Below are 26,168 nucleotides of genomic sequence, written 5' to 3' on the forward strand. Positions count from 1 at the left end.
GCCTTCTGTAGTCATAACCTCTGGCCCTAGCCACTATGAACGGATTATAAAGCGCTATCATGGAGATGGTCAAACTTAAAATAAGAGCAGGGAGACATTCCCTGCTCTTGGTTGTGCAATTTTAGTAAAAAGTATGTTGTCCAGTGTATACGAAGGAGCATCCCAATCTCCGTTATTCTTAGATCCCCCGCCAGGTAATTGCATTATGTACAGTAGAATCGAAAAAAAAGCGCTCCAAAACATATTCTAATGTATTTGCTGCAATAGAATTTCTTAAAAGGGTCCATTTCAGGCAAATATCCGAAAATCTAATGTATGAAGTACAATCGGTGGCGAAAAAGCTAGGGTTTTCCACCTTTTTGATTGTACATAATACAATCATCGAAGATGATGGCCCTCAGTTTGGCTTCCATAACAATGCCATTCGTACGGACACTGCTATTTCATACTAAATATGCCGGGGCAATTTTCAGTTTCTCCAAACTTTTATGTCCTCTATGCCACCCTAATGCGAGCTGAGATGCTTGCGGTATCCTTCAACCTTCTCCTCCCTATACCCCATCGCCTCATAGAAAATATGCGCTTCCTTCCGCTTCTCCCCGGACACGAAAATGATATAGTAACAGTCCCGTTCATGCGCAATTGCTTCGATGGCGGTCATCAGCTTTTTGCCAAGCCCCTGCCGGCGTGCGCGCGAAGATACGACCACATTCTCAATCACCATGAACGGGCGGCAATCGCCCACCAGGTCCTGGCAGACGATTCCCATCAATGATCCTAACAATTCCCCGTCTACAAAAGCACCCAGCAGCACATATCGATCATCCTCCCGGATAGTCCGAAAAGCATCCTCCAGCTTCACCGGGTCCGCCCGTCCGCCCATTAATTCATCGTAGAGTGTGTTCAATGCTTCCAGTGATGCGAGTTCGATTTGTTCGATGGTTACCATGGCTTGTTATGCCCCCTACTTCTCATTCTTGAGCTCAAACTCCTCAATCTTCCCGTCCCACTCGACAGTGACTTTAATGACGGAGTCTTCATTTTCAAACGCACCATTTCCATATCCACTCATATGCAGCATATCCCAGCGCACTGGTCCTTCCTCCGTCCGGGTGCTGCTGCCGCTGGTGCCTTTGTAGCCATATTTGAACTGCTTGATTTCTCCCAGATCAGACTGCTCACCCTTGTATTTCAGATCGAAGGTATATTGTTTGGAGTTTTCACTCGTTACTTTATCCCGTTTGGTAATCAGCTTCTGGCTGGCCTCCTGCTTATAGACGCCCGACCAGGTGTCCCCTTCGCCTTTGAAGGTATAGTTGAAATGGGTCGTTTCCGTATTGCAGGACGTTAGCAGCAGCAGAATTGCCGGAAGCAGCAGCGTACGCAGTATCTTCCTCATGGTCAGCCCCCTTTTCCAATAGATTACATTAGCGTGAACGGGACATGTATTGCAGTACTGCCTCCACCCGCTCCTCCACCGTAAGATCCTCTTCCAGCCGCAGCAGATCACCGCTTAGTCCTGCCATCCACTCCTCATGCAGCATGCGGCTGCGGACCTCCATTCCGCCCGTATCGTACTGCGCTGCCCAGTCTATGAAGCTCTCAACATCCTCATATTTATCTCCGCCCGGCAGACCCTCATCTCCGTAACGTTCATACTCCCGCGCCCGCAGCCGTTCCAGACGAAGCTCCTCCGGAATCCACAGGAAAATCACCAGGTCAAAGATGTCGCGCAGCGGATCACCCCAGCCGCAGAGCGCACCGGACAGAATCCACGGCTCATGCCGCTTGAGGTCCATCTCCAGTCTGCTCAGACGTGCGGCAACATCGCTCTTAATGCTGTATTTCTGTTCCCAATAGTAGTCGTCACTATCCAGATGTACATGCGGAAGCCTCGCCGCCAGCGCCTTGCCCAAGGTTGTCGTTCCCGCCCCGGAAGCTCCCATAATATGAATTTTGCGGTACATAGGCCCTCCTGTATGAAAGAATCATTGTATCCATTTGTATATTTTACCATGCCATCCCTTATATATAAAGCAAATGGACCACGCAAACAAAGCCGCAGCCCCAGGCCGCAGCTTGTTCACCTTCCTAATGCTCAGCGTGCTCCTCAGCTCACATCCGGCGGGATGCGCCGGGCGATGCCGGTCGCGATAGCTGCCTTGATAACAGCCAGACGCACCTGCTCCACAACCTTCTCGTTGAAAATGCTCGGAATAATATACTGCTCATTTCGCTCATCCGGGTGGACCACTGCTGCAATGGCCTGCGCCGCTGCCAGCTTCATCTCCAGATTCACCGTCTTGGCCCGGCAGTCCAGCGCCCCGCGGAAAATCCCCGGAAAACACAGCACGTTATTAATCTGGTTAGGGTAATCGCTTCTGCCGGTTGCCAGCACCCGGACGTAAGGCTCCGCCAGATCCGGTTCAATCTCCGGGGTCGGATTAGCCATAGCGAACACGATACTGTCCTGGGCCATGCTCTGCAGATGGCTAACCTGCAGAATCCCTCCCCTGGATACGCCGATGAAGACATCTGCTCCGCGCACCGCCTCATCCAGTCCTCCGCTCAGATTCTCGGGGTTCGTTGCTTCGGCCAGCCAGCTCCATTCAGGATTGGTGTAGGCTTCGCTGCGGTTCAGAATCCCTTCCTTGTCTACCGCGTAGAGCTGCTTCGCGCCAGCCGCCAGCAGCAGACGGCAGATCGACACACCTGCCGCACCGATGCCGACGACTACAATTCTGGAGTCTTCTATCGACTTCTCCACCACCTGGAGCGCGTTCAGCAATCCAGCCAGAGCAACTACTGCCGTTCCGTGCTGGTCATCATGGAAGACTGGAATATCCAGCTCCGCCGACAGCCGCCGTTCAATCTCGAAGCAGCGCGGAGAGCTGATGTCCTCCAGATTAATCCCTCCGAAGCCGGGAGCAACCGCTTTCACGATCCGAATGATTTCTTCCGGGTCCTTCGTGTCCAGACACAGCGGGAACCCGTCAATATCCGCCAGCTGCTTGAACAGCATGGCCTTGCCCTCCATCACCGGCATCGCCGCCTCCGGTCCGATATCGCCAAGACCCAGCACAGCGGTACCGTCGGTGACGACGGCTACCGTATTTCTTTTCATCGTCAGGGAATACGCCTTGGACGGATCTTCGGCAATCGCCGTACAGACACGGGCCACACCGGGGGTATACACCAGTGACAAATCCTCCCGGTTCTTGATCGGCATCTTCGGGGTGACCTCGATTTTGCCGCCGAGATGGGCCAGGAAGGTGCGGTCGGAGACATTGATAACTTTGATTCCAGGCATATTCTTCAGCACGCTTATAATCTCTTCATTCGCCGCATCCTGCACATTCACGGTCAGGTCACGGGTCGTCACATCCTTGCCGCCACGGATTACGTCAATCGCTACAATATCGCCGCCGGCCGCTGCCAGTCTGGACGCCACATCGCCAAAAGAAGCTTCTGCCTTACGGATCTCAAGCCGGATAATCATCGTTGTTGCAATGGACATAGAGTATGCCTCCCTCATCAGACGGATGAATTCTATCTCAATATACTACAGTTCACTTGTTGTTCACAATTAAATCCGGGTTAACCGGGAATTTCCCAGTCCTCTGCCAGCTTTAGCAGCTCTGCTTCCGCAGCTTCTTCATCTTGCCCCAATACTTTCGCTTCTATATAGTAGGTTAGCGTATTATCGCTGTCACTCTGGCCCGGACGCTGATAACACAGCCAATAATAAGTAACCTCAGGAGCAGGATAGACCGCACTTCCCCCCTGTACGAACTTGATCAGCTCCCCTTCACCTGCCGGAGTCGGCACCGGCTTCCTCCATAGCAATTCTGTATGATTAGGGATGCTAATATATTTACTCGGACGGCTCTGATCGCCAAGCGACAGCTCCAGCTGATCTTGAGTCACAGACTCCAACCCTTGCAAATACCGCGCAGGCTCGTCCTCACTTAGACGCAGCCGGTGTACCGCCGGGACGGAATCAGATGCTGCGAACCCATATAGCGCTCCCCCGCCCAGAACGAGGCAGATTGCTGTGGCAAGCACGGTTTTACGTATTTTCACTCTCATATGAACGCTCCTTTGTAAGCATTTAGTGCAGGATATCATTGTGTTTCCTCAATTGACAGGGCACAATAGTAATGGCGCGAAGCCTATGAATTCTTGTCTTTGAACCAAACAAATATAACACGAATTAGGAGAGAGAAGCTATGACGAACCCTTTTCAAGCATTGGTAGTGGACAAGACAGAACCATTCTCCGTAGAGGTCAGACCGGTATCGCTTGAGGAACTGCCCGCCGGTGAAGTGTTAATTAAGGTAGCTTATTCCAGTGTAAACTATAAAGACGGGCTGGCAAGCATCCCGAATGGAAATATTGTGCGAAATTATCCGTTCATTCCGGGCATTGACCTGTCAGGGACGGTAGTCTCATCGAAGGACAGCCGCTTCCGCGAAGGCCAGTCTGTGATTGCCACCAGCTATGGAATCGGCGTCTCCCACTTCGGCGGCTTCAGCGAATACGCCCGTATCCCTGCGGACTGGGTTGTTGAACTCCCGGAGGGCTTGACGCTGCGGGAAGCAATGATCTACGGCACGGCCGGATTCACGGCGGCACTGTCTGTACAGGCACTGGAAGCACAAGGCATGACCCCTGATCAGGGAAAAGTACTCGTCACCGGGGCCACCGGCGGTGTCGGAGGTGCGGCAACCGCCATCCTGGCGAAGCTGGGCTATCAGGTCACTGCCAGTACCGGCAGAACGGATGAAGCCGGATATTTGCAGGCGTTGGGTGCTGCTGAGGTGATCTCCCGCGAAGAGGTCGCGGGCACTGCGGTGAAGCCGCTGGACAAGCAGCTCTGGCAGGCCGCAGTAGATTCAGTCGGGGGTGCGCCGCTTGCTGCAGTCCTGAGCAAAATCGCTTACGGCGGCGCAGTTGCCGCAAGCGGCTTAACCGCAGGCACGGCTGTCCCGACTACCGTCCTGCCGTTTATCCTGCGCGGAGTCAGTCTGCTCGGCATCGATTCCGTAGCTTGCCCTATGGAGAAACGGGCCACGCTCTGGCAGCGCATGGCAGGCGACATGAAGCCTGCGGTGCTGGATACACTGGTGGACCGTGAGATTTCTCTGACTGAGCTGCCTGCGGCGCTTCAGGATATTCTCCAGTCGGGCACCCGGGGCCGGGTGCTTGTCCGCTTATCCTAATCTCACTTGATGCGAAGATTAGCCGTATCGGTGGCAGCCGTTCTGAATCTGGAACGGGCTGCCGCTTTTTTTTGCATATACGTCCCCGGGCATAATTAGGCCTTGACCTTGAAGTATACTTCAACCTTTATACTCTAATTGTTCCAGATGAATAGAGTTGGAGGTAGTGCAGATGAGAATTTTTGAGATGATAGTCATTGTTGCTGTTCTGGCTGCTACAGCAGGAGTGATGTGGACGAAGAAGAGCCGGAGGCTGGATATCCTTATGCTGCTGGCTGTAATGATAGCCCTGGTGCTGCATGGAACGCTGGAGAACCACCGTATCCAGATGGCTCCGGCTTACGCCGCAGCGCTGGGGCTGCTGACCATACTCGGATTCAGACTTGTGAAGCGTCAACGGTTGGACCAGCGTAAGCGGTATGCGAAGTTATGGAAGAGTCTGCTGCTTATACTCGTCCTCCTTCTATCAGGAGTATCCGTCTATGCTTCCAGGCTGCTGCCGATGTTCACCTTGCCAGAACCCACAGGGTCCTATGCCATCGGTACAATAGCGCGGGAGCTGACCGACGAGAAGCGCGAAGAGACATTGACTCCGCAAGCAGGCGGCAAGCGTAAGCTGATGGTCAATGTATGGTATCCAGCCGATCCTGACCAGACTGAGGGTAAGCCTAAGGAACACTATCCTTCCGCACTGGGTGAAGCCATTAGTCTCGTCTTCAGATTGCCGAAGCAGTTGTTCAGCCATGTGACCGATATTCCGACTCATGTTACAGACGGAGTGCAGCTATCGGCACAAGAACCCAGCTACCCGGTCCTGCTGTTCTCGCCGGGAATCCGCTCTACCCGATTCCAGAGTATGTCGATTATCGAAGAATTGGTCAGCCACGGCTATATTGTCGTTGGGATCGATCATCCTTATACCTCAGCCAAGGTCACTTACCCGGACGGCGCTTCGGTCTACTACGTGCCTGATCCGAAGTTCAATACTTCCGCAGAGCTCTACAACTACAATGTGAGCGGAATTACCATCCGTGCAGCGGACGCCAGCTTTGTGTTGGACACCCTGACGGCTTGGAATACCCAAGACCCTAATGAATTGTTCCAGGGCAGGCTGGATCTCAGCCGTGCAGGGATCTTCGGTCATTCCTATGGCGGGGCGACAACCGCCGAAGCTTTAGCCCAGGACAAGCGGTTCAAGGCCGGTGTCAGTCTGGAGGGCGGGTTCTGGGGAAAAGTTGCCCATGAAGGGCTGACGCAGCCTTTTATGTACGTGATGTCCGGAACGACTGCGCAGCATCTTGCACATCCTGAAGCGAGCACAGAGCCCCTTATCTATGAAGAGTTCACACCGGATCTGAAGTCGGTTATGAGCCGCAGCACCAGGGATACCCATTATCTGACAGTGGATCATTTCATTCACCAGAGTTTTACGGATATAGCCTTGCTGTCACCCTCCTTATTCGCCAACGGCCTTGATCCGGTGCATACTGTAGATATAAGCAGAACCTATACCCGGTCATTCTTCGATCAGTATCTGAAAGAGGAACCTCAGAAACTGCTGAATGGTCCGTCGGCTGAATACCCGGAAGTAACCTTTGACCCGGCCTACACGTACAAGAGACCATAGGCGTAGGTAGATAGTTATGAAATACAGGAGGGATTTCCAGATGAAGGGAATGACCCGTGGTGAGCTGGCGCGGCAGGCGGGGCTGAGTGCAGCCACCATCCGTTACTATGAGGACAGCGGCATCCTGCCCGCCCCGGAGCGGACCGCGAAGGGATACCGGATCTACTCTGCAGATGTTCTGGTGAAGCTGAAGTTCATCAAGGATGCCCAGTCTCTGGGATATTCACTGAAAGAAATTCAGGCGGCGCTCGCTCTGCTCGGCTCGAAGATGGATGAAGACACCTTGAAGGAACTCGTCCGCGATAAAATCACCGAAATCGACGAAAAGGTTGCCGCCCTGCATGCTATTCAAAGCATGCTGGCAGGTCTGCTTGAAACCCCGCAGGAGGATATTCAGAATTATCTGCGTTCCTTCCAGGTTCAAGATCAGAATCATTGAAGACAAGCTTTCTCTTCTTGGTTGCAAAAGAACGGCAGCGTCATTCTGCATTCACAGAATACGCTGCCGTTTGTGCTGTATGGATTTCTGTTATTCGGTTCCAGCCTCATGTACAGCTTGCGGAGGAGCCTGAACGTATTGCTGCTGGCGGTAGGGCTGGGCATACGGCTGAGCATAATAACCGTGTACCGCCATCGGCTGGTATCCGAAGGATTGCGGAGCCTGCTGCTGGTGCATGTAAGGCGGCATGTTCGCATTAGCCATCATCGGCGCCATATTGGCGGGAGCAATGTGGGTCCCCTTCATATTCTCGGCCGCGGCCTTCCCAGGGGGACAGCAATCTGCAGGCGGACCAATGAAGGTCTGAGGCTTCACCGGAGCGAGTGCTTCCTTAACCAGCGCTTCATTAAGACAGTAGGTATGCGCGAGCACATTGGCGGGTGTTAGGCTCAGAAGATCCGATCCAAGGATGACTTCCGGAGTAGGAGCATCGAAGATCGCCAGCAGATGGGTGCAATCCACCGTGGCCACTTCATAATGCCACCAGCCCTGCGGCACATTGGCAACCTGGCCCGGGGTGATCGGGAAATGCAGCAGCTCATTCGTGAACGGGTTAATCAGCGACACCACAGCCGCGCCTGAGATACAATACACCAGCTCAGCGGCATTTTGATGATAATGCGGCTCGACCACATTGGATCTGCTGAGATAGATATCGAGCAGCGAGGTATTCTCCAGGGTGTTCAGATTTTTGACGCCCAGTACGTTGATGTAATTGCAATCATCCTTCTTGAATAAGGTGTTGCCATTCATATCAAACGTAAACTGTGTATTGGGCGACGTATAGTCCATATAAGAGGTCACACATATCCGTCCTTTCCTCGGGGCCGTTTTTTATCGTTCTGGTTATAGGATATGTATCCGCACCTGCCCAGGTGACAGGTTCATTCGGTAATAGATTGGGCGGACGGGCTGGGCCGGATGGAGCTGCAACCATAAAAGGAGCAACATCTCACATGCTCCGCAGCCGCCCTATGCTAATGTATGCGGTTTTCCACATACATTTTGCCCGAAGTCCCCCTTCCGCCTGAATGTATGCTGTTTTCCACATACATTCTGACCATAGGCCCGCTTCCGCTCGAATGTATGCTGTTTTCCACATACATTTTGCCCGGGAGCCTCGTATCCGCCCGAATGTATGCTGTTTTCCACATACATTCTGCCCGGGAGCCTCTTATCCGCCCGAATGTATGCTGTTTTCCACATACATTCCAGACTCCTCGTTCACTCGTCGGGCCTCCCCCCCTTTTCCGGTCCCGGACAAAATAAACAGACGGCGGGTAAACACCCTCTCCGTCTGTTCATAATAAAACAAAGTTATCACTTACCAGCCGCTTCGCTGGACCAATGCTGTAATCTGGGCGATGTGATGGCGGCTGTGCCAGATGTACCTCTCCACGGCGGTATCCAGCGTCATCTCACCGAGACCGCCGCTTACGAAGGTCCGGTCATAATCTTCAGGCTGCAAGGATTCCAGCAAAGTGGCGAATCTACGGTTTAGCAGTCCGATGAGCTGGAGTGAGGATTCCACCGGCTCGCCGGTATAATCGCTTTGTTCCGCCCACAGATCCTGTCTGTAGCTTGGAACCTGCGGTGTTTCCTCCGTTAGCCCCCGCTTGAAGCGGAGGTATGCATACATGCCGGTATCGGCAAGATGATGCACGACCTGAATTACGGTCCAGCCTCCCGGCCGGTAAGGCGTGTGCTGCTGTTCAACCGTCAGCGGCTCAACTGCTGCCCGTAGCTCCTCTGCCAACTGCTTAAAGACCGCAATCGATTCTTCCCGCACTTCTGCTGTCCGGTTCCCCTTAGCGGCGAATCTTCCAATCGGGTATTTTAACAACTCCAGCTCCTGCTCTTCCACATTGTCGTTCATTTCGCTCACAGCTCCTTTGTTATTGTTCTGCGTCTCCTGATCTGATCAGCAATTGAACCTCGCCGTCACGAACAATGCCGGTGAATTCCAGTAGATTGTTACCTCGTTCGTGGAATAACTGTCCTCGTGATCCGCATAACACTGGGCTGCGGGTTTGCGCCGCAAATGCTTCTTCACATATTCATCATGCAGTCCCCGGTCCGGCCCGCCAACCACCAGGCCCGGAACCGGATCAAGCACATGATCGCCCACAGACGGACGGTGATGGGGATGCATGACCGCATGTTCGCCGAATCCGCTCACATAGCTGATTCCCAGCACATTGCGGCCCAGCAGGTAATGCAGATGATCCAGAGCACAAGCAGCATACTCCTGTTCCCCGCTGAAATGTTCCGCTGCCAGCAGCAGCATGGCATGGTTCATGACCAGCATATTGCTGCCCCAGATATAATCTTCCTCCAGCAGCGAGATTCTGTAGCCGTCGTCACGGCTCTGCCGCAGCAGGCGGTCTGCTTCTGCCAGCAAACCCTCCCTTAGCTCCGCATAGAGAGATGGCTCAGTATCCGCTTCCCCTAAGAGCAGGTAAGCCAGTGTGCCATAGCCGCCCATATCCCCCCAGCCGAAGCTGTTTTTGGGGAACGGCAGCTTGGCAAGCTCAAGAGCAGCACTGTGGAATTGTTCATCTCCTGTCGTGCGGAATAGCTCCGCCGCTGCCCAGAAGCGCTCATCGCTGTCTACCTTATCGCCATATTCCCCTGTGGTAATCCCTCGCGGATTGGTGAAGCCCGGCACCTGCGGATGTGCGGTCAGCCAGCTCCAGGCAGCCCGCGCAGCTTCCAGACACCGCGCCGCATAGGCCTCATCGAACGGCTTGTAGATCCGTGCCGCCATAGCCATCACACCGGCGAAGTCCCCGGTAGCAGCCGCAGAGACCGGCGAGAAATACAGCTCCCCAGTATCCTCCTCCGGCATCACATCAAGGCCGGGGAAATGCGCTGTGGTCAGCTTGTGGTAGACCCCGCCGCTGCCGGTCTCCTGCATTTTGAATAGCCAGTCCAGCTCCACGGTGCATTCCAGCAGGACATCCGGCAGGCTGCCGTCACTCTCCGGTAGTGTATGTACACCGGCAAACGCCGCAGGATACAGCTCCCAGGCCAGAAGAAGATCCGCTACGGCCTTCGCTCCAGGCCCGGAGTATTTTCCGTAATCTCCCGCATCATGCCACCCTCCGCTGCTGTCCAGTCTCAGACCGGGCTGGCCGATGACCGTACCTTCTGCCAGATGGCAGGCCTTATGCCCCCAGGCTCCCGCATACTCTCCGTCAAGCTTCTCGCCGCAGCGGTAGTAATAGAAGGCCTTCAGTAATCCCCTCTGCAGCTCCTGATAAGGCTGGTCTGCAATGACAAAAGCAGCCGACTCCTCACCCTCGTCCCCCTCGATCCGGTACTCACCGGGTGAGGTAAGCGCCGAGAAATCTCCGCTGCGCACACGGCAGCCGCTGGGCTCATCCTCAATATAAGCCCCGGTCTGCCCGGTGAATACCGCATTCCCGGTTGCTGTGTCAATTACATGGAAACGGGAAGTATCCCCGGTGAACAGGGCAAGCTTCTCTCCTCCGCTTGAATAACCTGCCTGGTTCACTGCAATGGTACGAAGACGCTTGTCACTCATCCTGTAATCGCTCCCTTGTTGGCTCCTGTATGTATATGTCTTTCTTGTCGAACCATCCTCTATTCCTTCAACAGCTTAACAAAGTTATCCGGCAGACTGAGCTGTTGATTGTTAAGAATCATATCCCGCAACTCGGAGAATGGATCTTCGTCCTCCTGCGAATCCTTGATTTCTTTAATTTCACGGTGCAGCCGCTCCATCTGCTGATCGAGCTCGTACGCCTTGTCAGCCGCATTCTTAAGTTCACGGGTCAGATGCTCAGGAACCGCCTGGCTGTATTTATAGAAGATTTTATGCTCCAGACTGGCCCAGAAATCCATAGCAATCGTGCGGATCTGTACCTCAACACAGACATGCTCCTGACAGTCCGACATGAATACGGGAACCTCGATAAGCAGATGCAGACTCTGATAACCGTTGGGCTTCGGGTTTTTAATATAATCCTTCACCTCAAGCACCTTGAGATCGTCCTGCTTCTGTAGCATAGCGCTAACCTGATAAATATCCGAAATGAACGAACAGGTAATCCGCAGTCCGGCGATATCCTTGATACTGGATCTGATCTGCGGGAGGGACAGCTCACTGTTCTTGCGCAGCATTTTCTTCATAATGCTCTCCGGGGATTTGATCCGGGATTTGGTGTGCTCAATGGGGCTATAGTCGTGAAGCAGCTGGAATTCCTCTTTAAGGATATCTATCTTGGTCTCCATCTCGGCAAGAGCGAACTTGTAAATCATCATAAAGCGGGTAAGCTCATATTTGAGCTGCTTCAATTTCTCTAACTGGTTGTCGGTATGCATCTTCATTTCTCCTTTATCCTGCTGCACAGTGACTATATAAGACACACTTAAAATTGAACTCAAAGCTGGGTCGTCGCTGAGTGAACATTTGGATTTCCGGCTGCTGTTGTCACCCGATTCCCTCAATTTTATCCGCTTTTCGCGGTTGAAAATCGTTGACAAAGGCGGTAGTTACCGCTCCTAAAGTGCCAAATTTACCCTCCGCTTCTTTTGGCTTTTTGTAATTTCTTTAGTGCTTCTTAGATAGAACCCTATGCAACTCTTCCATCTCTAATTAATCATAGCCAATCTATGGTGTTAACACAAACCCTCCTCCGTTCACAGGAACCCTCAGGCCTGTCCTTCTTTCTTCTCTGCACATAAATAAGGGGTAAGCTTCGCTTCCCCCAATAAATATAAATTCATATCTTTAAATAAAACTATGCTTAATTCAGCCCAGTCGGTTCTGATTTACCTAGACTTGGAGAGTCATCATCTGGTTGAATAAGTGAAACCAGAACTGCTAAGAAAGGAGGAACACAAGATGATATTATGAGTGCAATTTTGTAAGCTACACCACCTAGAGAGAATAATTTATATATAAACATAAAGAATATTGCCAGATGAATGAAGAGGTTCACAAAGAACTCTATAATTAATCCAAATACCAGCCATAGTATTTTTTTGAATAACCCTTCAGGAAATCCATTGATGTAATCTAACCATGTCCATTTCAGTCCGCCCCAAATGACTCTGCCGCTTAGAGAAATTCCATTTTGAATACCATGAATTATTGAAAGATCACTATCAAGTTTTGTGAAGCTTTCAGGGAATCTTTGAACAAAGTCGGTGTCTATAACCTTTATTTCTAAGGTTCCGCCTTCTTTAACATAGTAGTTTGTGATTGCTCCATAGACTACCAAACCAATAAAAATAAAACTTAAAATACCCGCCACAACTTTCCTCAACGTATGTAACATTTATAAATCCCCCCATCGATCATATGGGATAATAATACAACATCTGGGATGAATTTCCTATTAAGTATTTTATCATTTGACCAGATAACGTCTAAGCAACTCTCGCTTGCGTTCTTCTATGATCCAGGCATAGCGAAGGGTAGCCTGAAGGTCTGTCTGTCCCATGAGTTCCTGCAAGGTAACCAGTTCCACGTCATTGTTAAATATCAGCATCACAAAGGTGTGCCACATCGACATATCATTAGTGCATTTCTCTATAAAAATCAACCTATTTTGAATAAGTATGTAATTAAACGCTGTAAATTCAGTCCTAATCCCACTAATCTTCTTTAGCTGTTGAGGATATAAATCAAAGACCAGTGTATCTCGTCCATCCACATTCTGTGGATTCCCCACCAATTGAAAAACAGTTGAGGTACATTTCAATTCATATCGCCGACTTTTTGCCGTAAGGAATGTGGCCTGCTTGTCACAGGAAAAATGAATTTCTCACTTGGTTTCCTCATTATCCGTTTTCTCCATTAGTGACCAACTTGGACTTCTTCAGCTCCTTAGTGATATCATCCCTGTCCTTCACCAACATCATCTGCTGCGCTCGTAGAATAGCAGCATACTGAATCGTGATCCGATCCCACATCATTTCAAGGGAAGAACGAGTCTCAAGTTGCTAGATGATTTCGGCAGTTTCGTCCGGCAGGAACCTACGGAAGAAGCCGTGAGTGACGGCCTTGTCGTTCCGATATGGCTCGCAGTGCTTGCCCTTGTTCCCCTGCGCGTTTTTGCTACCGGGAGGAGCAACGACGCGAATGCCTACGGTGTTTTTGTTCCCTTTCAGTTCGCCGCGCTTTTGTTTTACAACATTCCACTATCTTGCTGCTTCTAGACGCCGACCTTCTTTTCATCAATGCCCAGTTGCTAGACAATCTGCCGATTGGTTAAATTTCCGCAGTGATACAGTCCTATCTGTTTTGCCTGGTAACGGTTCGGCTCTCTTGCTCTAGCGATTACATTATCACCACCTCCATATAATCCTATTAATTAACAACGTCGATCTTCCGATATATATTTTGTTACATTTTTACAATTTAAAACAATATGAGGGGTTGAATTCTTGTCATACAAAAAAATCTATAAAATTGAAGAAAATTTGAGATCAAAAAAAGTAGCAACACCAGATGATATTACGTTAGCAAAGAACGAATTAATGGATTTGAAAAATCAAAACGAAATAAGCCTGGAGGACTTAAAAAACACAAAAATTAGATACCAGGGCCAATTGCAAAGTCCGCCAGCATTATCAAATTCGTTAGCAATTTCCGCTGTAGCTATCTCACTAGCAACAACAGTCTTTAGTGTCTCAGATTTTAATGAAAATGCCGTTAAAATTGGTTTTCTAGTTGTCTTATTAGCTAGTTTAGCAGCAATGTTTATTTTGCTTTTTAACAACACCTCAATTTACAAGAAGGCTGTTACATATACAGTCATGATTGCTCTAATTGATGAGGTTTTGAATTAATTTAGACCGATTAAGTTTGTATTCTACAGCCAAAACTTGACTTACTTATGTTAAGTCGGTTTTGCTGTAGGGACAAGCTGTAATGCGTCAGCACGATGTGTGGCTTAATGCGCCCTGCCATTCTCTAGCTTCATCTCACATACGGGAGCTATTCACACCGCAAACGCTGAAATCGTTTTACAGAAAGTCGTATAGATTTAAAATAAGGGTAAGCTTGCGATTACCCCAAAACATATAAATTCTTAAAAAAAGCCAAACTGTCCAAAAAGACAGTCTGGCCGTTCAATTAGAAGCGGGCGCTGTTGACAGTGCCTCTTCATCCGGTTATTCAGTTAACCACTTCATCAATAGACAGGCTCCGCTCACGCGACAAATCCCGGAAGCCCTCGCCTACTTTGACCAGCGGCTTAAAGAGGTCCAGCGGGTTATTCATGACGATCATGCCCACTTCGCCGTTGCTGAGCTGTACATTCTTACCCACGAAGCTCGGCAGTAAATGTCCGGTCAATGCCTGCACCACCGTCTCGTTCAGCTTGCCGAAGCCCATCTCATGCACCTTACGCAGCACCGTAACCAGCCCCTGCTTGGGACGGTTTGCAGTAGAAGTGGTGAGCGACATGTAGATGTTGGCTACCGAAACAATCTGGGCGTACGGATGAATCTCTTTTTTGAGCAGCTGATTGGGATAGCCTGAGCCATCCTCGTACTCATGATGCTGGAGAGCTACCAGCGCGGTAACCTCATCCATCTGGGAGCCGCGGATCAGATCATAACCATAGAAGGTGTGGCGTGCCAGCTCCTCCTGCTCGGAATCCGTCAGCAGACCCTGCTTGTTCAGGATCGACAGCGGCACCTGGCTTTTGCCGATATCATGCAGATAGCCCGCACGGCTGATCTGGTAGCGCTCCTCCTTGGAGTAACCCATCCACGCAGCAATGTAATAAGATAATAAGCCCACTTGTAATGAGTGGTGATATGTATCGATGTCATCCCGGTCCAGCAGGAGCAGCAGAGAGACAACGTCCTTTTGCCCTTCCAACGTCTCCAGAAGCGGCTTCAGCGTATCATCGACTGCAGACTGCGAGAAGCTGCCCTTCGTCAAGGCTTCCAGAAAAATCGCTTCATAATTCAAAATAGCGAGATCAAAATCATCGTGCAGCCCGTGGCTGGGCGCAGGTTCGGCATCCGTATGCAGCCCGCTGCGCGGCTCGATATCGACATAATCAATTTTGTGCCGGATCAGAATACTAATCTCTTCCCGCTCAACACGTGTCCCCTTGGGGAGAACATGCAGACCTACACCATTGAAAGTGTCTGCCATTAGACAATCACCGTGCTTCAGATCCGTGACATGTACTTTCAAGTACCAGCACCCCTTTTGTATTAAATATAAGAACTTACAGGTTTCACACGGTAACTTATCCTTCTATTTCTCGCTGAAACGTGCCGTCCTTGAAAGGACGGCCAAGCTGTTTCCGCTTGTTAGGAATATTCCGTTATGCTCCACTTGATCATAGTCAACAGACGGTAAAGTAACAATCCGGTCAAAGTCACAAACTCCCCGTAATCTAGTGCTATAGAATCCCTGTCTTTAGACGCCTTTCCATATTCTGTTCAGAGCCATCTGACAAATCTCTTGTATTTTATCCTAATTTCGTTCTCTTCTGCCCAGTACATTAGTCTCTTCCTCACCGCTGCCGTGTCTTCTGTGAACCTGAAGCAGAGATTAACCGGGACAATCCGTTTGCCTGCAGGCAATATTCCTACTATCGGACCATCTATGTAAATGGCCTTAATCCCTTGCGCGGAGATGCGCTTTTTGCGAATAATAAGCGAATCTGTCCCCCATTGAAGCCGGCCTTCCTTCCGCAACGCGTTGATGAGAATGAAGAGGCAGGCCGCGATGCTGAGTCCAACCCATACCTGTATGATGTAGTTTAAATAGAAATGTCTATCCGGGTCGGGGTTAGGGGGCAGTCTCAGAATAATAATGGGAATTAGCACACCTATCAAGACTCTAACAGGGTTAGGCGCTTTGATCCGGTCGGTTACGGCTAGGAAATCTCCAGTCAACGCATTCAACCTCCATCCGTCCAATTTGTAGTATAATCGCTAATGCAGTCCAACACTTTGTCCAAGGGGGATCCATCCATTATGTATGAGCATCTCGTTGTCTTCCGCTTCAATGAGCAATTCGATAACGGCCAGGAGCAAGACCTGTTACAAGCACTGCTGGCGCTGAAAAAGCAAATCCCCGGCATCATTGACCTTACGGCAGGCATCAATGTGACCGAGGAGCAGGAGAATGTCCACGGCTATACGCTGGGGCTCCGCGTGACCTTTGAGAATCAGGAAGCCCTGCGTGAGTACGGACCGCATCCAGCCCATCAGAAGTTCGTGTCTATGCTCGAGGGAATCCTGGAGAATGTTGTGGTGGTCGACTACCCGATTTAGAACAACTGGTTCACATCGAACAGCACCTTGCCGATCAGCGCATCCTTGTCTACGAACGGAGTCTCCCATAAGTGAGCGTCATAGCTGACGTTACGGTTGTCGCCCAAGAAAAAATAATGGTCTGCGGGAACGGTGACCGGCCCGAAGGTATAGGTCATCTTTTCCTGCAGGTATGGCTCATCGACCGCCTCATGGTTACGGTACAGAGTGCCATCCTTGATCTCAATCACATCGCCCGGCAGGCCGATCAGCCGTTTTACATATCTTTTATGCGCATCTTCCGCAACCGGCGGATGGAACACCACGATATCGCCATGCTTCAGCGAGGTATTCCAGAGCATTTTGTCCACTACAAGCCGGTCATTAACCGCTATAGTTGGAATCATCGAGCCTGTAGGCACACGCATTGCTTCTGCTACGTAGGTACGAATAAATAAGGATAGAATAATGCCAATGGCAATACTCGGCACCCACTGCTTCAAAAATTTCTTCAACTTCCTTCACCTCAGCTTCGTATATTTAGCCTTCAAAATGCTCTATAATCCGCGACATTTCCAGCTCCGCATCCACTAGAGAGTGCTTAGGCAGATAAATCACCAGCAGTCCGCCGAAGATCTGCTCCCATTTGCCCCCATGCTCTGTAACCCGCTCCGTAAAGCTGCGGATCTCGCCGGAAGCCGCCGCCTCCTTGCTGAGCAGCCAGGCATACCGGACAAGTCCGGACTTTTTCACCGTCTCAACGTAATAAGCGATCCCCTCACGCTCATTCACTCTGATAATGTCGCCAAGCGCAATCCCCGGGTTAAAAATCGGCGTCTCCTCAATCCTGTACGTGTCCTTATCGATCCGGGTCACATCCAGCACCTCAATCTCCCGGCCTTGCTCATCAAAGCATATATGTAATCCAACTGTTCCCGGCAAAAGCAACCCTCCTGTTCCATTCTTGCCTGTGATACCGGCACAATACCGGACAGCAATACACTCACTTCATCGCCCGCAGTGACCTCGAAATGATGCCCTCCAGCACCTTCCAGGGAAGCAGGGCTTTGCCGATCATCAGCACCCGCGAGCCCCGGCCAACAGGATAGCGCAGCTTCGGCGCACGCTTGGCAGTGATCCGTCCAATCAGGTCAGCCACCTCCTGCGGATCGGGAGCCGTCTCGGACGCCCGCCGGGAGTACCGCAGCACCTCTTCAAGCCTGGTGTGATACGGGGAGCCTTCACTTCTGTGTATTCCCGTAATCCCTTTGTCCCAGATGGGGGTACGGAAGGAGCCCGGTTCAACCAGTACAACGCGGACGCCAAAAGAGAGCATCTCCTGGCGCAGACTCTCGCTGAACCCTTCCACCGCAAACTTGGAGGCGGCATACGGACCATAGCCCGGGAATCCGCTCAGGCCGCTGACACTGCTCACGTTAATGATCAGGCCGCTGCGCTGGACCCGCATGTGAGGAAGCACCGCCTTCGTTACGGCAACCAGTCCGAAAAAATTGGTCTCCAGCTGCCGCCGCCATTCCTCCATGCTGACCTCCTCCACGAATCCGCCTACAGCGAAGCCGGCGTTGTTCACCAGCACATCCATTCTGCCGGCGAGCTCAAGACTAGCCTGAACGGCAGACGCAATCGAAGCTTCGTCCGTCACATCCAGTGCCAGCAGATGAATGCGCTCCCGTACCCCCGCCTGTTCAGCCTGCTGAACAAGCTCCTTACTGCGGCCGAGATCCCGCATCGTGGCAATGACCCGGTACCCTCTGCGGGCCAGCGTAACTGCGGTCAGCAGCCCGAAGCCGCTGGAGGTCCCGGTAATCAGCGCAACCGGCTCATGCCCATGGGACAGGCCTAAATTAGTGTTCATGGGGCACCTCCTTTCATTTTTCTCAAGTTAACAGGTTATGAATCCGCCTACAGCTTCAGCCTCTGAATAAGCGGCATGCCGATCCGCCGGAGCAGCAGCTCCAGGATGGACCAGCCGCAGCGGTTGAGCAGTGAGGTGCCCCGGTCATACACCGCCGAATATTCGGTCGCTCCGGCCGCTCCCCGGTTGCGCTTGAACTGGCCGACGCCGGAGCTCTCGTGCAGTAATAGTTCTCTGCTGCCTGCAAGCCCGATCAGAACGGCGGACAGCATACGGTACAGTCCTAAGGACTGAGGCAGACTTGTGTCATAACCGAATAATGGCGCCGTCATTGCGCCCTCACGCTCATAGAAGCCAAGCACCGCATCCAGCCTTCCCTCCTTGCGCAGACCATAGATCTGCAAGGTCCGCCGTTCCAGCGCCAGAGCAATATAGGCTTCGGTGAACTGCGGATTATAGGCCGAATATTTATCGATATACAGCAGTCTGTACAGCTCCACGATCCGGGGAATGTCTTCCTGTGTGATCTCCTCCGGGCCAACCTCAGTATAGCCGTGCTTTGCCAGCAGCTTCCTGTCGCGCTTGACCAGCCATCTGGCCTTGGAGTCAGAGGTATTCGGGTGCAACAGGTAGATCTGCCGGCTTGGAACGAGCTTGCAGCCATCCCCCTCCAATGTGGCAATGAGTTCTCCCGAGGTCTCCCGGCTAAGCGAACGATACATTAAGGTATAACCCGGATAAGTCTGCCGGAGGTAATCGAGTATCGCCGTCAGCTGTTCCGTACTTAAGGCAGGATACAGATTGGTGGACAGCAGCCAGTTATTCACCTGAACCACCCGGTTGAACCGTGCTTGTCGCAGCATCCAGCCCATTCCTGAGAGCATTAGCGACAGAAGTCGCTCAAGCATCCGGTTATTAAGCAGAGCTAACTCCTCACGCGCATAGCTAACATAGTGGGTATAGGGTGAGCATACATACGAATTGTCATAGTCTGCTTCGTTGACGGTAATCGGAACCGGCAGTCCATCGATGGTCAGCACCTTAACAGTTGTACTCACATTATCGATAAAAGGTTGCGCACCCCGCTCCAGCAGCGGTGTAAGATACTCCCGGGCATACCGCCCATACTCCGAATCCGGCCAATCCAGCCCACCGACAGAATCGCGGTCATATAGCGTCACTCTGTTCTTCACAGCTTCCACCTCCTCTCCACCCGGCGCAGCTTCACAGCTCCGGGTACGAAGCTGTAAGCGGTAAAAGTCAGGTGTGGAGGGCGACAGGACAGCCTCGTGAACAAGCGCGTCAGTTCTGCTGTAATCTGCTGTTCCGTGCCTTGATCGGTGCCGCTACGTGTACGATAGGAGACTTCCAGCTCAGTCAGGCTGTGCTGGATAACCCTGTAATGCTCAATGTCTGCGGAAGCAGCCAGCACAGCCCGGGTAACGAAATCAGGGAATAGAGTGACCTCCGTGCTATCTGCCGCATGGGGCAGATACAGAATATCATCGCAGCGTCCTTCGATCCGCTCAATGGCCGTGAACAGCGAACCGCAGGGACAAGGCTCTGCCGCTTCGGTCAGAATATCATTCAGCCGGTAGCGGACGATGGGCTGCACACTTCTGGAGAAATCGGTCACGATGGGCACGAACCGGCGTGAATGTTCATCCAGCATTTCTTTGCCGATATGTACAATATCTTCATTAAGATGCAGCGTCCCGTGACTGCAGGTCGCACCGAGGAAGCCCTCGGTACATTGATAAGCCTGATGGACCTTCTGTCCGAAGGTCTGCTCAATCTGCTGCCGGTCGAGCGGGTCCAGCACTTCCGCAACCGCAATGATCCGGCGGGGATGCAGATTCATCTCACCCGATTGCTGTGCCCCGGCCAGCAGACGCAGCATGGACGGCGGTGCGATCCAGATATCCGGCTGGTATTCCATCATACGGGCCAAGAGCTGCGGTTGCGGCTCCAGCAGATCGAAATACCGGAACTGCAGCCGTCCCTGCTTCACAGATTCATACAAATTACTGTTTGCCCGCAGAAAAAATGCAATGCTCGCCCGCTTCCACAGTCCACCCGGCAAAAGCTTTGCCAGCACCGTACCGGTCCAGGCGGCCTGCTCTTCTTCGCCAACGAGAAAAATCCCCCGGTTGCCGGAGGTACCCGAGGATAACCCGACGGTGACGCCTTGCAGCGTAGGCTTGAAGTTCCTGCTGTTCTCCGCTTCATAGGCTTCTGCAAAAGCCTGCTCCTTCGTAATGCCCGCTGTATTGAGCTGATCGAAATTCCCCATCATCTCCGGCTTCCCGATCACCGGGAAACTCCGCCATTCCTTGGACGGAATACCTGCCCACAGCTCCCTGTAGAATTCCGAGCGCTGCCTCACCTTCTCTACATGAAGCCGGATACGCTTCTCCTGCCACTGCTCGAGTGCTGCCCGGTTCTTCCAGCGTCTGCCCCACTTGGTAAGAATATAATGGGTGATCACCAGTCTGATGCGCTTCATGTCACACTTCCCGTTCCCCAGTGCGCAAGCGCCTCGCGGCAATGGCTGGGCACAATCCGAAGCTTAGGAAATTGTTCATGCAGCTGGCGCAGCCGCTCGAAATTGCGGTGGTATTCTGTGCGGCTGGACATGATCAAGCCTGCTGCCGGGTGCGGCTTGCGGTTCTCCCGGAACGCCCGGCTCGACCAGACTGTATCTGCGCAGAGCAGATAATCATGCTCGCCGGTGGAGACGAATACGCCGATCATCCCGGCGGCATGGCCTGACAGCTCAACCGCCAGCAGGCTGCCGTCTCCAAGCAGATCATAGGCTTCCGGGAACGGAAGGCCTTGCGGCAGCGGGCGCTTCGCCGAGGCTTCATCCACAGGGATGGAGCGGAGCTTGAAATCCTCCGGCAGCAGCCCGGGCAGAAATCCCGCCTTCGTCGCCCGCACCGGACCCAGCCCGCTTACGGCATCGTAAGATTTCTGCAGATAAATATACTGCGCCTGCGGGAAATCCCGGACCCCGCCGATATGGTCGGCATGAAAATGCGACAGTACCACATACCGCACCTCCTCCGGCGATATCCCGCCTGCCTGCAGCCGCCGCGCAGCACTCTCTTCCTCCCTATAGACAACCGGAGTGATCTTGCGGTATATAGAGGCTGGCAGACTTGCTGTCTCCTCGAAAAAACGCGCACTGTAGCCCGTATCGAACAGGATGGGTCCGTATTGCGGATGCCGGATCAGGGCATAGCCCGCCGGGAAGGCAACCGGCTTCAGTGTGCCTCCACGCAGCGTCAGCCGCTCGGGATGCAGGCAATAGCCCGCAGACAGTATAGATAATCCAACTGGAATTTCTGTAATCATTGCTGTTCCCTCCACCACTCTGCGAAGGCACGAAGTCCCTCGTCTGTTGTTATACGCGGTTGATAACCCAGCTGCTCGCGGGCCAGTGTAATATCCAGTGTCTGGGAGATGCCGAGTGCGGCTGCAGAATAACGGGTCAGCAGCGGCTCACCCGGGATAGGCAGCACCTTGTAGATCCCCTCCATTAGGGCCGCTGCGGTATAAGCTACCGGGTAGGGCAATCGCCGGGTGTGCAGCGGCAGCCCGAGCAGTGAGAATAGCCGGGTGACCAGCTCCTCGAACCTTAACGGCTCACCATTGGTAATATTGTAGACACTGCCGGAAGCAGAGAGCGGGGCTTCACAGCAGAGCAGCATGGCATCGACTACATTCTCTACGCAGGTGAGATCAAGCTTGGCCTGTCCGCCATTCATCAGCGGCACCCCCTTGCTCTCATTCGCTGCCAGCAACCGGGGGAACAAGGCATTATCCATCGGGCCGAATATGGCTCTGGGCCGGAGCATGAAGGCGGTAAGGCCAGCGCTTGAAGCCTGCCGGATGATCTGCTCGGCAATCAGCTTCGTTGCGGCATAGGCATTGGCCGGCCGCCCGGGAAGCGGATCACTCTCCCGGATGCCGAAGCGGGGCCGCTGGCTGGAATACACACTGGGCGTGGAGATATGAACCAGCCTTCCTGCTCCATGACGTTTGCACCCTTCTACGATATGGTTTGTAGCCTCCACATTGCAAGTATAGAACTCCTTGTACTTCCCCCAGGGTGACGACAATGCCGCACAATGGAACACCACATCCATTCCCCGGCAAAAGCTATAGGCAGTCTCCGGGTCACGCAGATCCCCGGCCAGGAACACTGCACCTTCCTGCTCCAGCTGCTTCCCCAGCTCCGGGTTGCGTCCCTGCGCGTAGACCTCCCAGCCCATCCGGGCCAGCCTCAGGGCGGTATGCCGTCCAAGAAATCCGGTTGCACCTGTTACCAGCGCTTTGGTCATGCCTCACCATTCCATTCTATATCTTCAGTTAACGCCTCTGTAATCGAGATGTGATGCCGCCGGGCTGTCTTCCAGGCGGCGTATACTATGCGGAACTGCTCGCGCGCAGGGCGGCGGTCATCCTTGCGGTAGACCACATCTGCTGCTCCAAGCAGCGCTTGCCGCCAGCTACGGAAGCCCCCGGGTCCCGGTTTCAGCCCGCAGCCCAGCATGGGCAGCGTCAGCATGGCTGTGCGGGCTGAACGCGGGACAATGACTGTTCCGCTCTGCATGAGCGGTCCGGGATTGAGCAGCGCCTCCGTCAGCCCTTCCTCCGGCGTGAACAGATGAATACCGCTTGTAGCGCGCGGATTGCATTCAATCGGATACAGCATCCCGTTCTCCGGTTCGATGAAATCGAATCCGATCTGGCCGCTGAAGCCGGTTGCTGCGGCGAACCGCTGTACCCATTCCAGAGCCGCAGGATGCTCCAGCGATTCAAAATACACACTGGCCCCGCTGCGCCCCGTCCTGTACCTGCTGTCGTACGCTGCATGCGCCACAACTGTGCCGTCATGAACAATGCTGTACGTACAAACAGCTCTGCCTTGAATGTACTCCTGGGACACCCAGGGAGCCCCGGCCGATAGTCCGGCTGGAGGCTCTGCTTCCCCTAGAGCAAGACTATGCGGATTAGTTGAAGCGGATCTTTTACCCGGAAGAATGACTTTAGAGGCAAAGCGGGAGTACGCAGGCTTATAGACCCGCTGCTCCCCCCTCTCCGCTGCCTGCTTCACGGCTCTCCGCCATTCTTCTGCACTGCTGATCAGCACCGTGTCCGGGACCTTGAAGCCGAGCGAACGGAGCAGGACCATGAACTCCCCTTTATGGTGCAGCCCGGCCAGAATACTTCGTTCTGACGTAAGTACGCGGCACCCCGTCAGATGCTCAAGACCGGCAGAGACATAGAAGATCTCCTCGCAGGTGGGAATCAGGCAGTGAATGCCCAGTTCTTCCGTTAACGCAGCCAGCCGCTGGACATATGCCTGCGGGTGATGCCTTGGGGCAGGCACCCGGAAGCTGGCCTCAACGGCAGAGGATACCCGGCACAGATGATACTCAGCACTTTCCGCCACGTATACCCGGTGGCCCGCAGCCTTGAACAGCCTTGCCAGCTCCAGGGCTACCGGGGCGCGTCCGCCGGTAATCAGAATACGCCGGGCTTCAGTACTCAATAATCATGCCTCCCAGAGACAGCCCAGCCGCTGTGCCGATCAGCATGATCCGCTCTCCGCGCGATATCCGGCCTTGACGGATCGCTTCATGCAGCCCCATCGGGATAGACGCTGCAATCGTATTACCATGGCCAGCGGTGTTGTCGAGGAAGCGGTCCTCGGCAATACCGAGCTTTTTACGCAGGAGACGCATCGCCATTGCACTGCCCTGATGGGGAATAACCAGCGAGAAGTCGTCCATCTTATTGCCTGTGGCGCTCAGCATGTCTGCAATGAAATCCGGAAGCAGCTTGGACGCTTTGCGGAATATAGCCTGGCCATCCATATGGAACAGATAAGGCAGCGCATCCTCAGCTGTATAATTCTGGGGATGCAGTCTGGTCCCGCCCCCGGCAATCTCCGAATAACGCGCACCGCTGCTGTAGGTTTTGAGCGAAGCGTGGAGTATCCGCGAGGAATCACCGGTCTCCGCAGGGCCGATCACCACCGCTGCCGCTCCGTCACCGAACAAGGCCGAGCTCTCCTTATCCTGCCAGTTCAGCCCCACCGATGCAATCTCAGTGGCCACCAGCAGCACATTCTTATATCTGCCCGCTTCCACCATGTAGGACATTACATCAAGCCCCACCAGAAAGCTGAGACAAGTCGCATCGATATCAAAAGCCGGCACACCGGAATCCGCCTGCCCCATGGCCTGCTGAATGAACACGGCGGTACTCGGCAGCGGCTGCTCCTTGGTTCCGCTCGTACACACCAGACAATCGACCTCACTGAAGCTGAGGCCTGCATCGGCGAGGGCCGCTTCAGCAGCTCTTGCGCCCATGAAGGAGGCGGTTTCATCTGTATTGGCATAATGGCGGGTGCCGACGCCGGTGATTTTGTTCACCCAGCCCGGTGTTGTGCCAAGGATCTGATCAAGCTCTGCATCACTGACTACACGCTCCGGCAAATATTTGCCTGTTCCTTTTATTTTCACATGTCTAAGCTGCATAATGCATCTCCCATTCCTGTGAGTACCAAGATGTCGAACTTTATATATTATTGTAAACTACAGATATATTCTACTAGATTTTCCGGCAGAGTCATATACAAAAAGAAGATAAATATCCCATTTCACGAACTGGAGTTCTTAAAAATACTTGACTGCCGCAGGTTCACAGGGTTATAGTAGATGCACAATAGCACACGTTAAGCGGGAGAAGCACCTCGCAGGACAGGCAGTTCATGCCTTTCTTGGAGGTGCTTCTTTGTGTCTATTGCCAAATGAACAATCAGAGGAGCTGAACGCAATGTTTAAATTCATGGACTTGACGAATTGGAGAGGTATGGGAGTTGTTACACCTTTCTCGGGAAGAGCTGTAAGAAGGCTGTTTGTGCTGGTGATACTGCTGTCACTTTGTACTTCTCCCTTGTCCGGTGTCTCTGCCGATTCCGGGTGGGATTCTGCGCTGGACGAGATTCATAATCTGTATACAGACTATACGGGTCTACAGGCATCGCTGAAGTCTGACCTCCAGCGGAATCAGGAATTGCGCAAGCAGAATAACGCCGCACTTGCCGCAGTGAACAAGCAGCTTCAAGCCACTAATGCTGCCCAGCTCGCCAAGCTTAAGGCTGCCTCGGAAGCGGTGCAGAAGAAGCATGCTCCGCTCCTGGACCAGTATACTGCTCTCAGCAAACAGATCACCGCTGCCCGCAAGGTAAGCAATCTGAAGAGTGCCACTGTGCTTGAGCTGAAGCGCAATAAGCTTAAGGCTGCCGCTGCTGCAGCACGGGCTGAAGTGAAGAAGGCCACCTCAGCCTTGGCAGAAGCCAAAGCGTTAACTGCTGCGAAGAACAAGCCGGCTAAGGATGCCCTTGCCCCCATCACCCTGCTCAAGAAGCAGATTGCCGCCCAGAACAAGCTATTCTCAGCCGCACAATCAGAGAGAACCGAGGCCGACAAGCGCTACAAAGCTGCGGTCCAGGCGGGGGACGCCACCCAGGCTGCGGCTGCAATGAAGCTGTCATATAACCGGATGAAGGAGATCCGTACTATGGTCGGACAATTGTACAGCTGGGAGCAACAGATCAGCACGGCGCTCCGTGCCGCAGAGCTGAAGCTGCCGAAGTAGCCGAAGCAGCATAGT

General features: G+C 52.9%; 27 protein-coding genes. 6 read left to right on the forward strand and 21 right to left on the reverse strand.

Going from position 1 to position 26,168, the window contains the following annotated elements; all coding sequences use genetic code 11:
* Positions 1-505: 505 nt before the first annotated feature.
* The 5 genes from NSS64_RS15855 to NSS64_RS15875 form a co-directional block, all read right to left on the reverse strand.
* The gene (locus tag NSS64_RS15855; RefSeq protein ID WP_341140730.1) at positions 506-949 is read right to left on the reverse strand and encodes a GNAT family N-acetyltransferase; all 444 of its coding nucleotides are present in this window, start codon (positions 947-949) and stop codon (positions 506-508) included.
* Positions 950-964: 15 nt separating this feature from the next.
* Entirely contained in the window at positions 965-1,399 is a 435-nt protein-coding gene (locus tag NSS64_RS15860) for a hypothetical protein (RefSeq protein WP_341140731.1), read from the reverse strand.
* Positions 1,400-1,427: 28 nt separating this feature from the next.
* Entirely contained in the window at positions 1,428-1,967 is a 540-nt protein-coding gene (locus NSS64_RS15865; RefSeq protein WP_340941529.1) for an AAA family ATPase, read from the reverse strand.
* Between the two features lie 143 nt (positions 1,968-2,110).
* The gene (locus tag NSS64_RS15870; RefSeq protein ID WP_341140732.1) at positions 2,111-3,517 is read right to left on the reverse strand and encodes an NAD-dependent malic enzyme; all 1,407 of its coding nucleotides are present in this window, start codon (positions 3,515-3,517) and stop codon (positions 2,111-2,113) included.
* Positions 3,518-3,597: 80 nt separating this feature from the next.
* Positions 3,598-4,089 carry a hypothetical protein gene (locus NSS64_RS15875; protein ID WP_341140733.1) on the reverse strand — a complete coding sequence of 164 codons (492 nt, stop codon included), beginning with the start codon at positions 4,087-4,089 and terminating at the stop codon, positions 3,598-3,600.
* Between the two features lie 140 nt (positions 4,090-4,229).
* On the opposite strand from NSS64_RS15875, the gene NSS64_RS15880 reads away from it, so the two are divergent.
* From NSS64_RS15880 to NSS64_RS15890, 3 genes are all read left to right on the forward strand, one after another.
* Positions 4,230-5,222 carry an acrylyl-CoA reductase family protein gene (locus NSS64_RS15880; protein ID WP_341140734.1) on the forward strand — a complete coding sequence of 331 codons (993 nt, stop codon included), beginning with the start codon at positions 4,230-4,232 and terminating at the stop codon, positions 5,220-5,222.
* A gap of 172 nt (positions 5,223-5,394) precedes the next feature.
* On the forward strand, positions 5,395-6,849 hold the full coding sequence (locus NSS64_RS15885; protein ID WP_341140735.1) for an alpha/beta hydrolase family protein: 1,455 nt from the start codon (positions 5,395-5,397) through the stop codon (positions 6,847-6,849).
* Between the two features lie 40 nt (positions 6,850-6,889).
* Positions 6,890-7,288, forward strand: a complete 399-nt coding sequence (locus NSS64_RS15890) for a MerR family transcriptional regulator (RefSeq protein WP_341140736.1) — start codon at positions 6,890-6,892, stop codon at positions 7,286-7,288.
* A gap of 90 nt (positions 7,289-7,378) precedes the next feature.
* Here the strand turns inward: NSS64_RS15890 and NSS64_RS15895 are convergent, their stop codons facing one another.
* From NSS64_RS15895 to NSS64_RS15915, 5 genes are all read right to left on the reverse strand, one after another.
* Complete coding sequence (locus NSS64_RS15895; RefSeq protein WP_445667799.1) at positions 7,379-8,152, reverse strand: cupin domain-containing protein; 774 nt, start codon at positions 8,150-8,152, stop codon at positions 7,379-7,381.
* A 520-nt stretch (positions 8,153-8,672) separates the two neighbouring features.
* Positions 8,673-9,224 (reverse strand): YfiT family bacillithiol transferase, encoded by a 552-nt coding sequence (locus NSS64_RS15900; RefSeq protein ID WP_341140737.1) that lies wholly within the window; start codon positions 9,222-9,224, stop codon positions 8,673-8,675.
* Between the two features lie 45 nt (positions 9,225-9,269).
* Complete coding sequence (locus NSS64_RS15905; protein WP_341140738.1) at positions 9,270-10,895, reverse strand: glycoside hydrolase family 9 protein; 1,626 nt, start codon at positions 10,893-10,895, stop codon at positions 9,270-9,272.
* Positions 10,896-10,954: 59 nt separating this feature from the next.
* On the reverse strand, positions 10,955-11,695 hold the full coding sequence (locus tag NSS64_RS15910; protein WP_341142824.1) for a GTP pyrophosphokinase: 741 nt from the start codon (positions 11,693-11,695) through the stop codon (positions 10,955-10,957).
* Positions 11,696-12,120: 425 nt separating this feature from the next.
* Positions 12,121-12,654: a hypothetical protein gene (locus NSS64_RS15915; protein WP_341140739.1), complete on the reverse strand. Its 534-nt coding sequence runs from the start codon at positions 12,652-12,654 to the stop codon at positions 12,121-12,123.
* A 1,111-nt stretch (positions 12,655-13,765) separates the two neighbouring features.
* Here NSS64_RS15915 and NSS64_RS15920 point away from each other — a divergent pair.
* Entirely contained in the window at positions 13,766-14,170 is a 405-nt protein-coding gene (locus NSS64_RS15920) for a hypothetical protein (protein ID WP_341140740.1), read from the forward strand.
* A 328-nt stretch (positions 14,171-14,498) separates the two neighbouring features.
* Here NSS64_RS15920 and NSS64_RS15925 read toward each other — a convergent pair whose 3' ends face one another.
* Positions 14,499-15,533, reverse strand: coding sequence for an HD-GYP domain-containing protein (locus NSS64_RS15925; protein WP_340992468.1), 1,035 nt, complete (start codon positions 15,531-15,533; stop codon positions 14,499-14,501).
* 251 nt (positions 15,534-15,784) lie between these two features.
* Positions 15,785-16,243: a hypothetical protein gene (locus NSS64_RS15930; protein WP_341140741.1), complete on the reverse strand. Its 459-nt coding sequence runs from the start codon at positions 16,241-16,243 to the stop codon at positions 15,785-15,787.
* An 81-nt stretch (positions 16,244-16,324) separates the two neighbouring features.
* Here NSS64_RS15930 and NSS64_RS15935 point away from each other — a divergent pair, with 81 nt between their 5' ends.
* On the forward strand, positions 16,325-16,624 hold the full coding sequence (locus NSS64_RS15935; RefSeq protein ID WP_340992466.1) for a Dabb family protein: 300 nt from the start codon (positions 16,325-16,327) through the stop codon (positions 16,622-16,624).
* On the opposite strand, the gene lepB is transcribed toward NSS64_RS15935, so the two are convergent.
* The 9 genes from lepB to NSS64_RS15980 form a co-directional block, all read right to left on the reverse strand.
* Positions 16,621-17,118, reverse strand: coding sequence for a signal peptidase I (gene lepB, locus NSS64_RS15940; RefSeq protein ID WP_340941550.1), 498 nt, complete (start codon positions 17,116-17,118; stop codon positions 16,621-16,623). The genes NSS64_RS15935 and lepB overlap by 4 nt on opposite strands.
* A gap of 25 nt (positions 17,119-17,143) precedes the next feature.
* Entirely contained in the window at positions 17,144-17,545 is a 402-nt protein-coding gene (locus NSS64_RS15945; protein WP_341140742.1) for a DUF4265 domain-containing protein, read from the reverse strand.
* 61 nt (positions 17,546-17,606) lie between these two features.
* Entirely contained in the window at positions 17,607-18,479 is an 873-nt protein-coding gene (locus NSS64_RS15950; RefSeq protein WP_341140743.1) for an SDR family oxidoreductase, read from the reverse strand.
* 47 nt (positions 18,480-18,526) lie between these two features.
* Positions 18,527-19,672, reverse strand: coding sequence for a GNAT family N-acetyltransferase (locus NSS64_RS15955; protein WP_341140744.1), 1,146 nt, complete (start codon positions 19,670-19,672; stop codon positions 18,527-18,529).
* Positions 19,669-20,985, reverse strand: coding sequence for a F390 synthetase-related protein (locus NSS64_RS15960; RefSeq protein WP_341140745.1), 1,317 nt, complete (start codon positions 20,983-20,985; stop codon positions 19,669-19,671). Before NSS64_RS15960 ends, NSS64_RS15955 begins: the two co-directional genes overlap by 4 nt.
* The gene (locus NSS64_RS15965) at positions 20,982-21,836 is read right to left on the reverse strand and encodes an MBL fold metallo-hydrolase (RefSeq protein ID WP_341140746.1); all 855 of its coding nucleotides are present in this window, start codon (positions 21,834-21,836) and stop codon (positions 20,982-20,984) included. The genes NSS64_RS15960 and NSS64_RS15965 overlap by 4 nt, the downstream gene beginning before the upstream one ends.
* Positions 21,833-22,825, reverse strand: a complete 993-nt coding sequence (locus NSS64_RS15970; protein WP_341140747.1) for an NAD-dependent epimerase/dehydratase family protein — start codon at positions 22,823-22,825, stop codon at positions 21,833-21,835. The genes NSS64_RS15965 and NSS64_RS15970 overlap by 4 nt, the downstream gene beginning before the upstream one ends.
* On the reverse strand, positions 22,822-24,039 hold the full coding sequence (locus tag NSS64_RS15975; protein ID WP_341140748.1) for an ATP-grasp domain-containing protein: 1,218 nt from the start codon (positions 24,037-24,039) through the stop codon (positions 22,822-22,824). The genes NSS64_RS15970 and NSS64_RS15975 overlap by 4 nt, the downstream gene beginning before the upstream one ends.
* Entirely contained in the window at positions 24,029-25,030 is a 1,002-nt protein-coding gene (locus NSS64_RS15980) for a beta-ketoacyl-ACP synthase III (RefSeq protein ID WP_340992457.1), read from the reverse strand. Before NSS64_RS15980 ends, NSS64_RS15975 begins: the two co-directional genes overlap by 11 nt.
* Before the next feature lie 298 nt (positions 25,031-25,328).
* Between NSS64_RS15980 and NSS64_RS15985 the strand changes: the two genes are divergently transcribed.
* Positions 25,329-26,153, forward strand: a complete 825-nt coding sequence (locus NSS64_RS15985; protein WP_341140749.1) for a hypothetical protein — start codon at positions 25,329-25,331, stop codon at positions 26,151-26,153.
* The last annotated feature ends 15 nt before the right edge of the window (positions 26,154-26,168 follow it).

This window comes from Paenibacillus sp. FSL H8-0122 (genome assembly GCF_038005345.1).
Taxonomy (GTDB): domain Bacteria; phylum Bacillota; class Bacilli; order Paenibacillales; family Paenibacillaceae; genus Paenibacillus_AQ.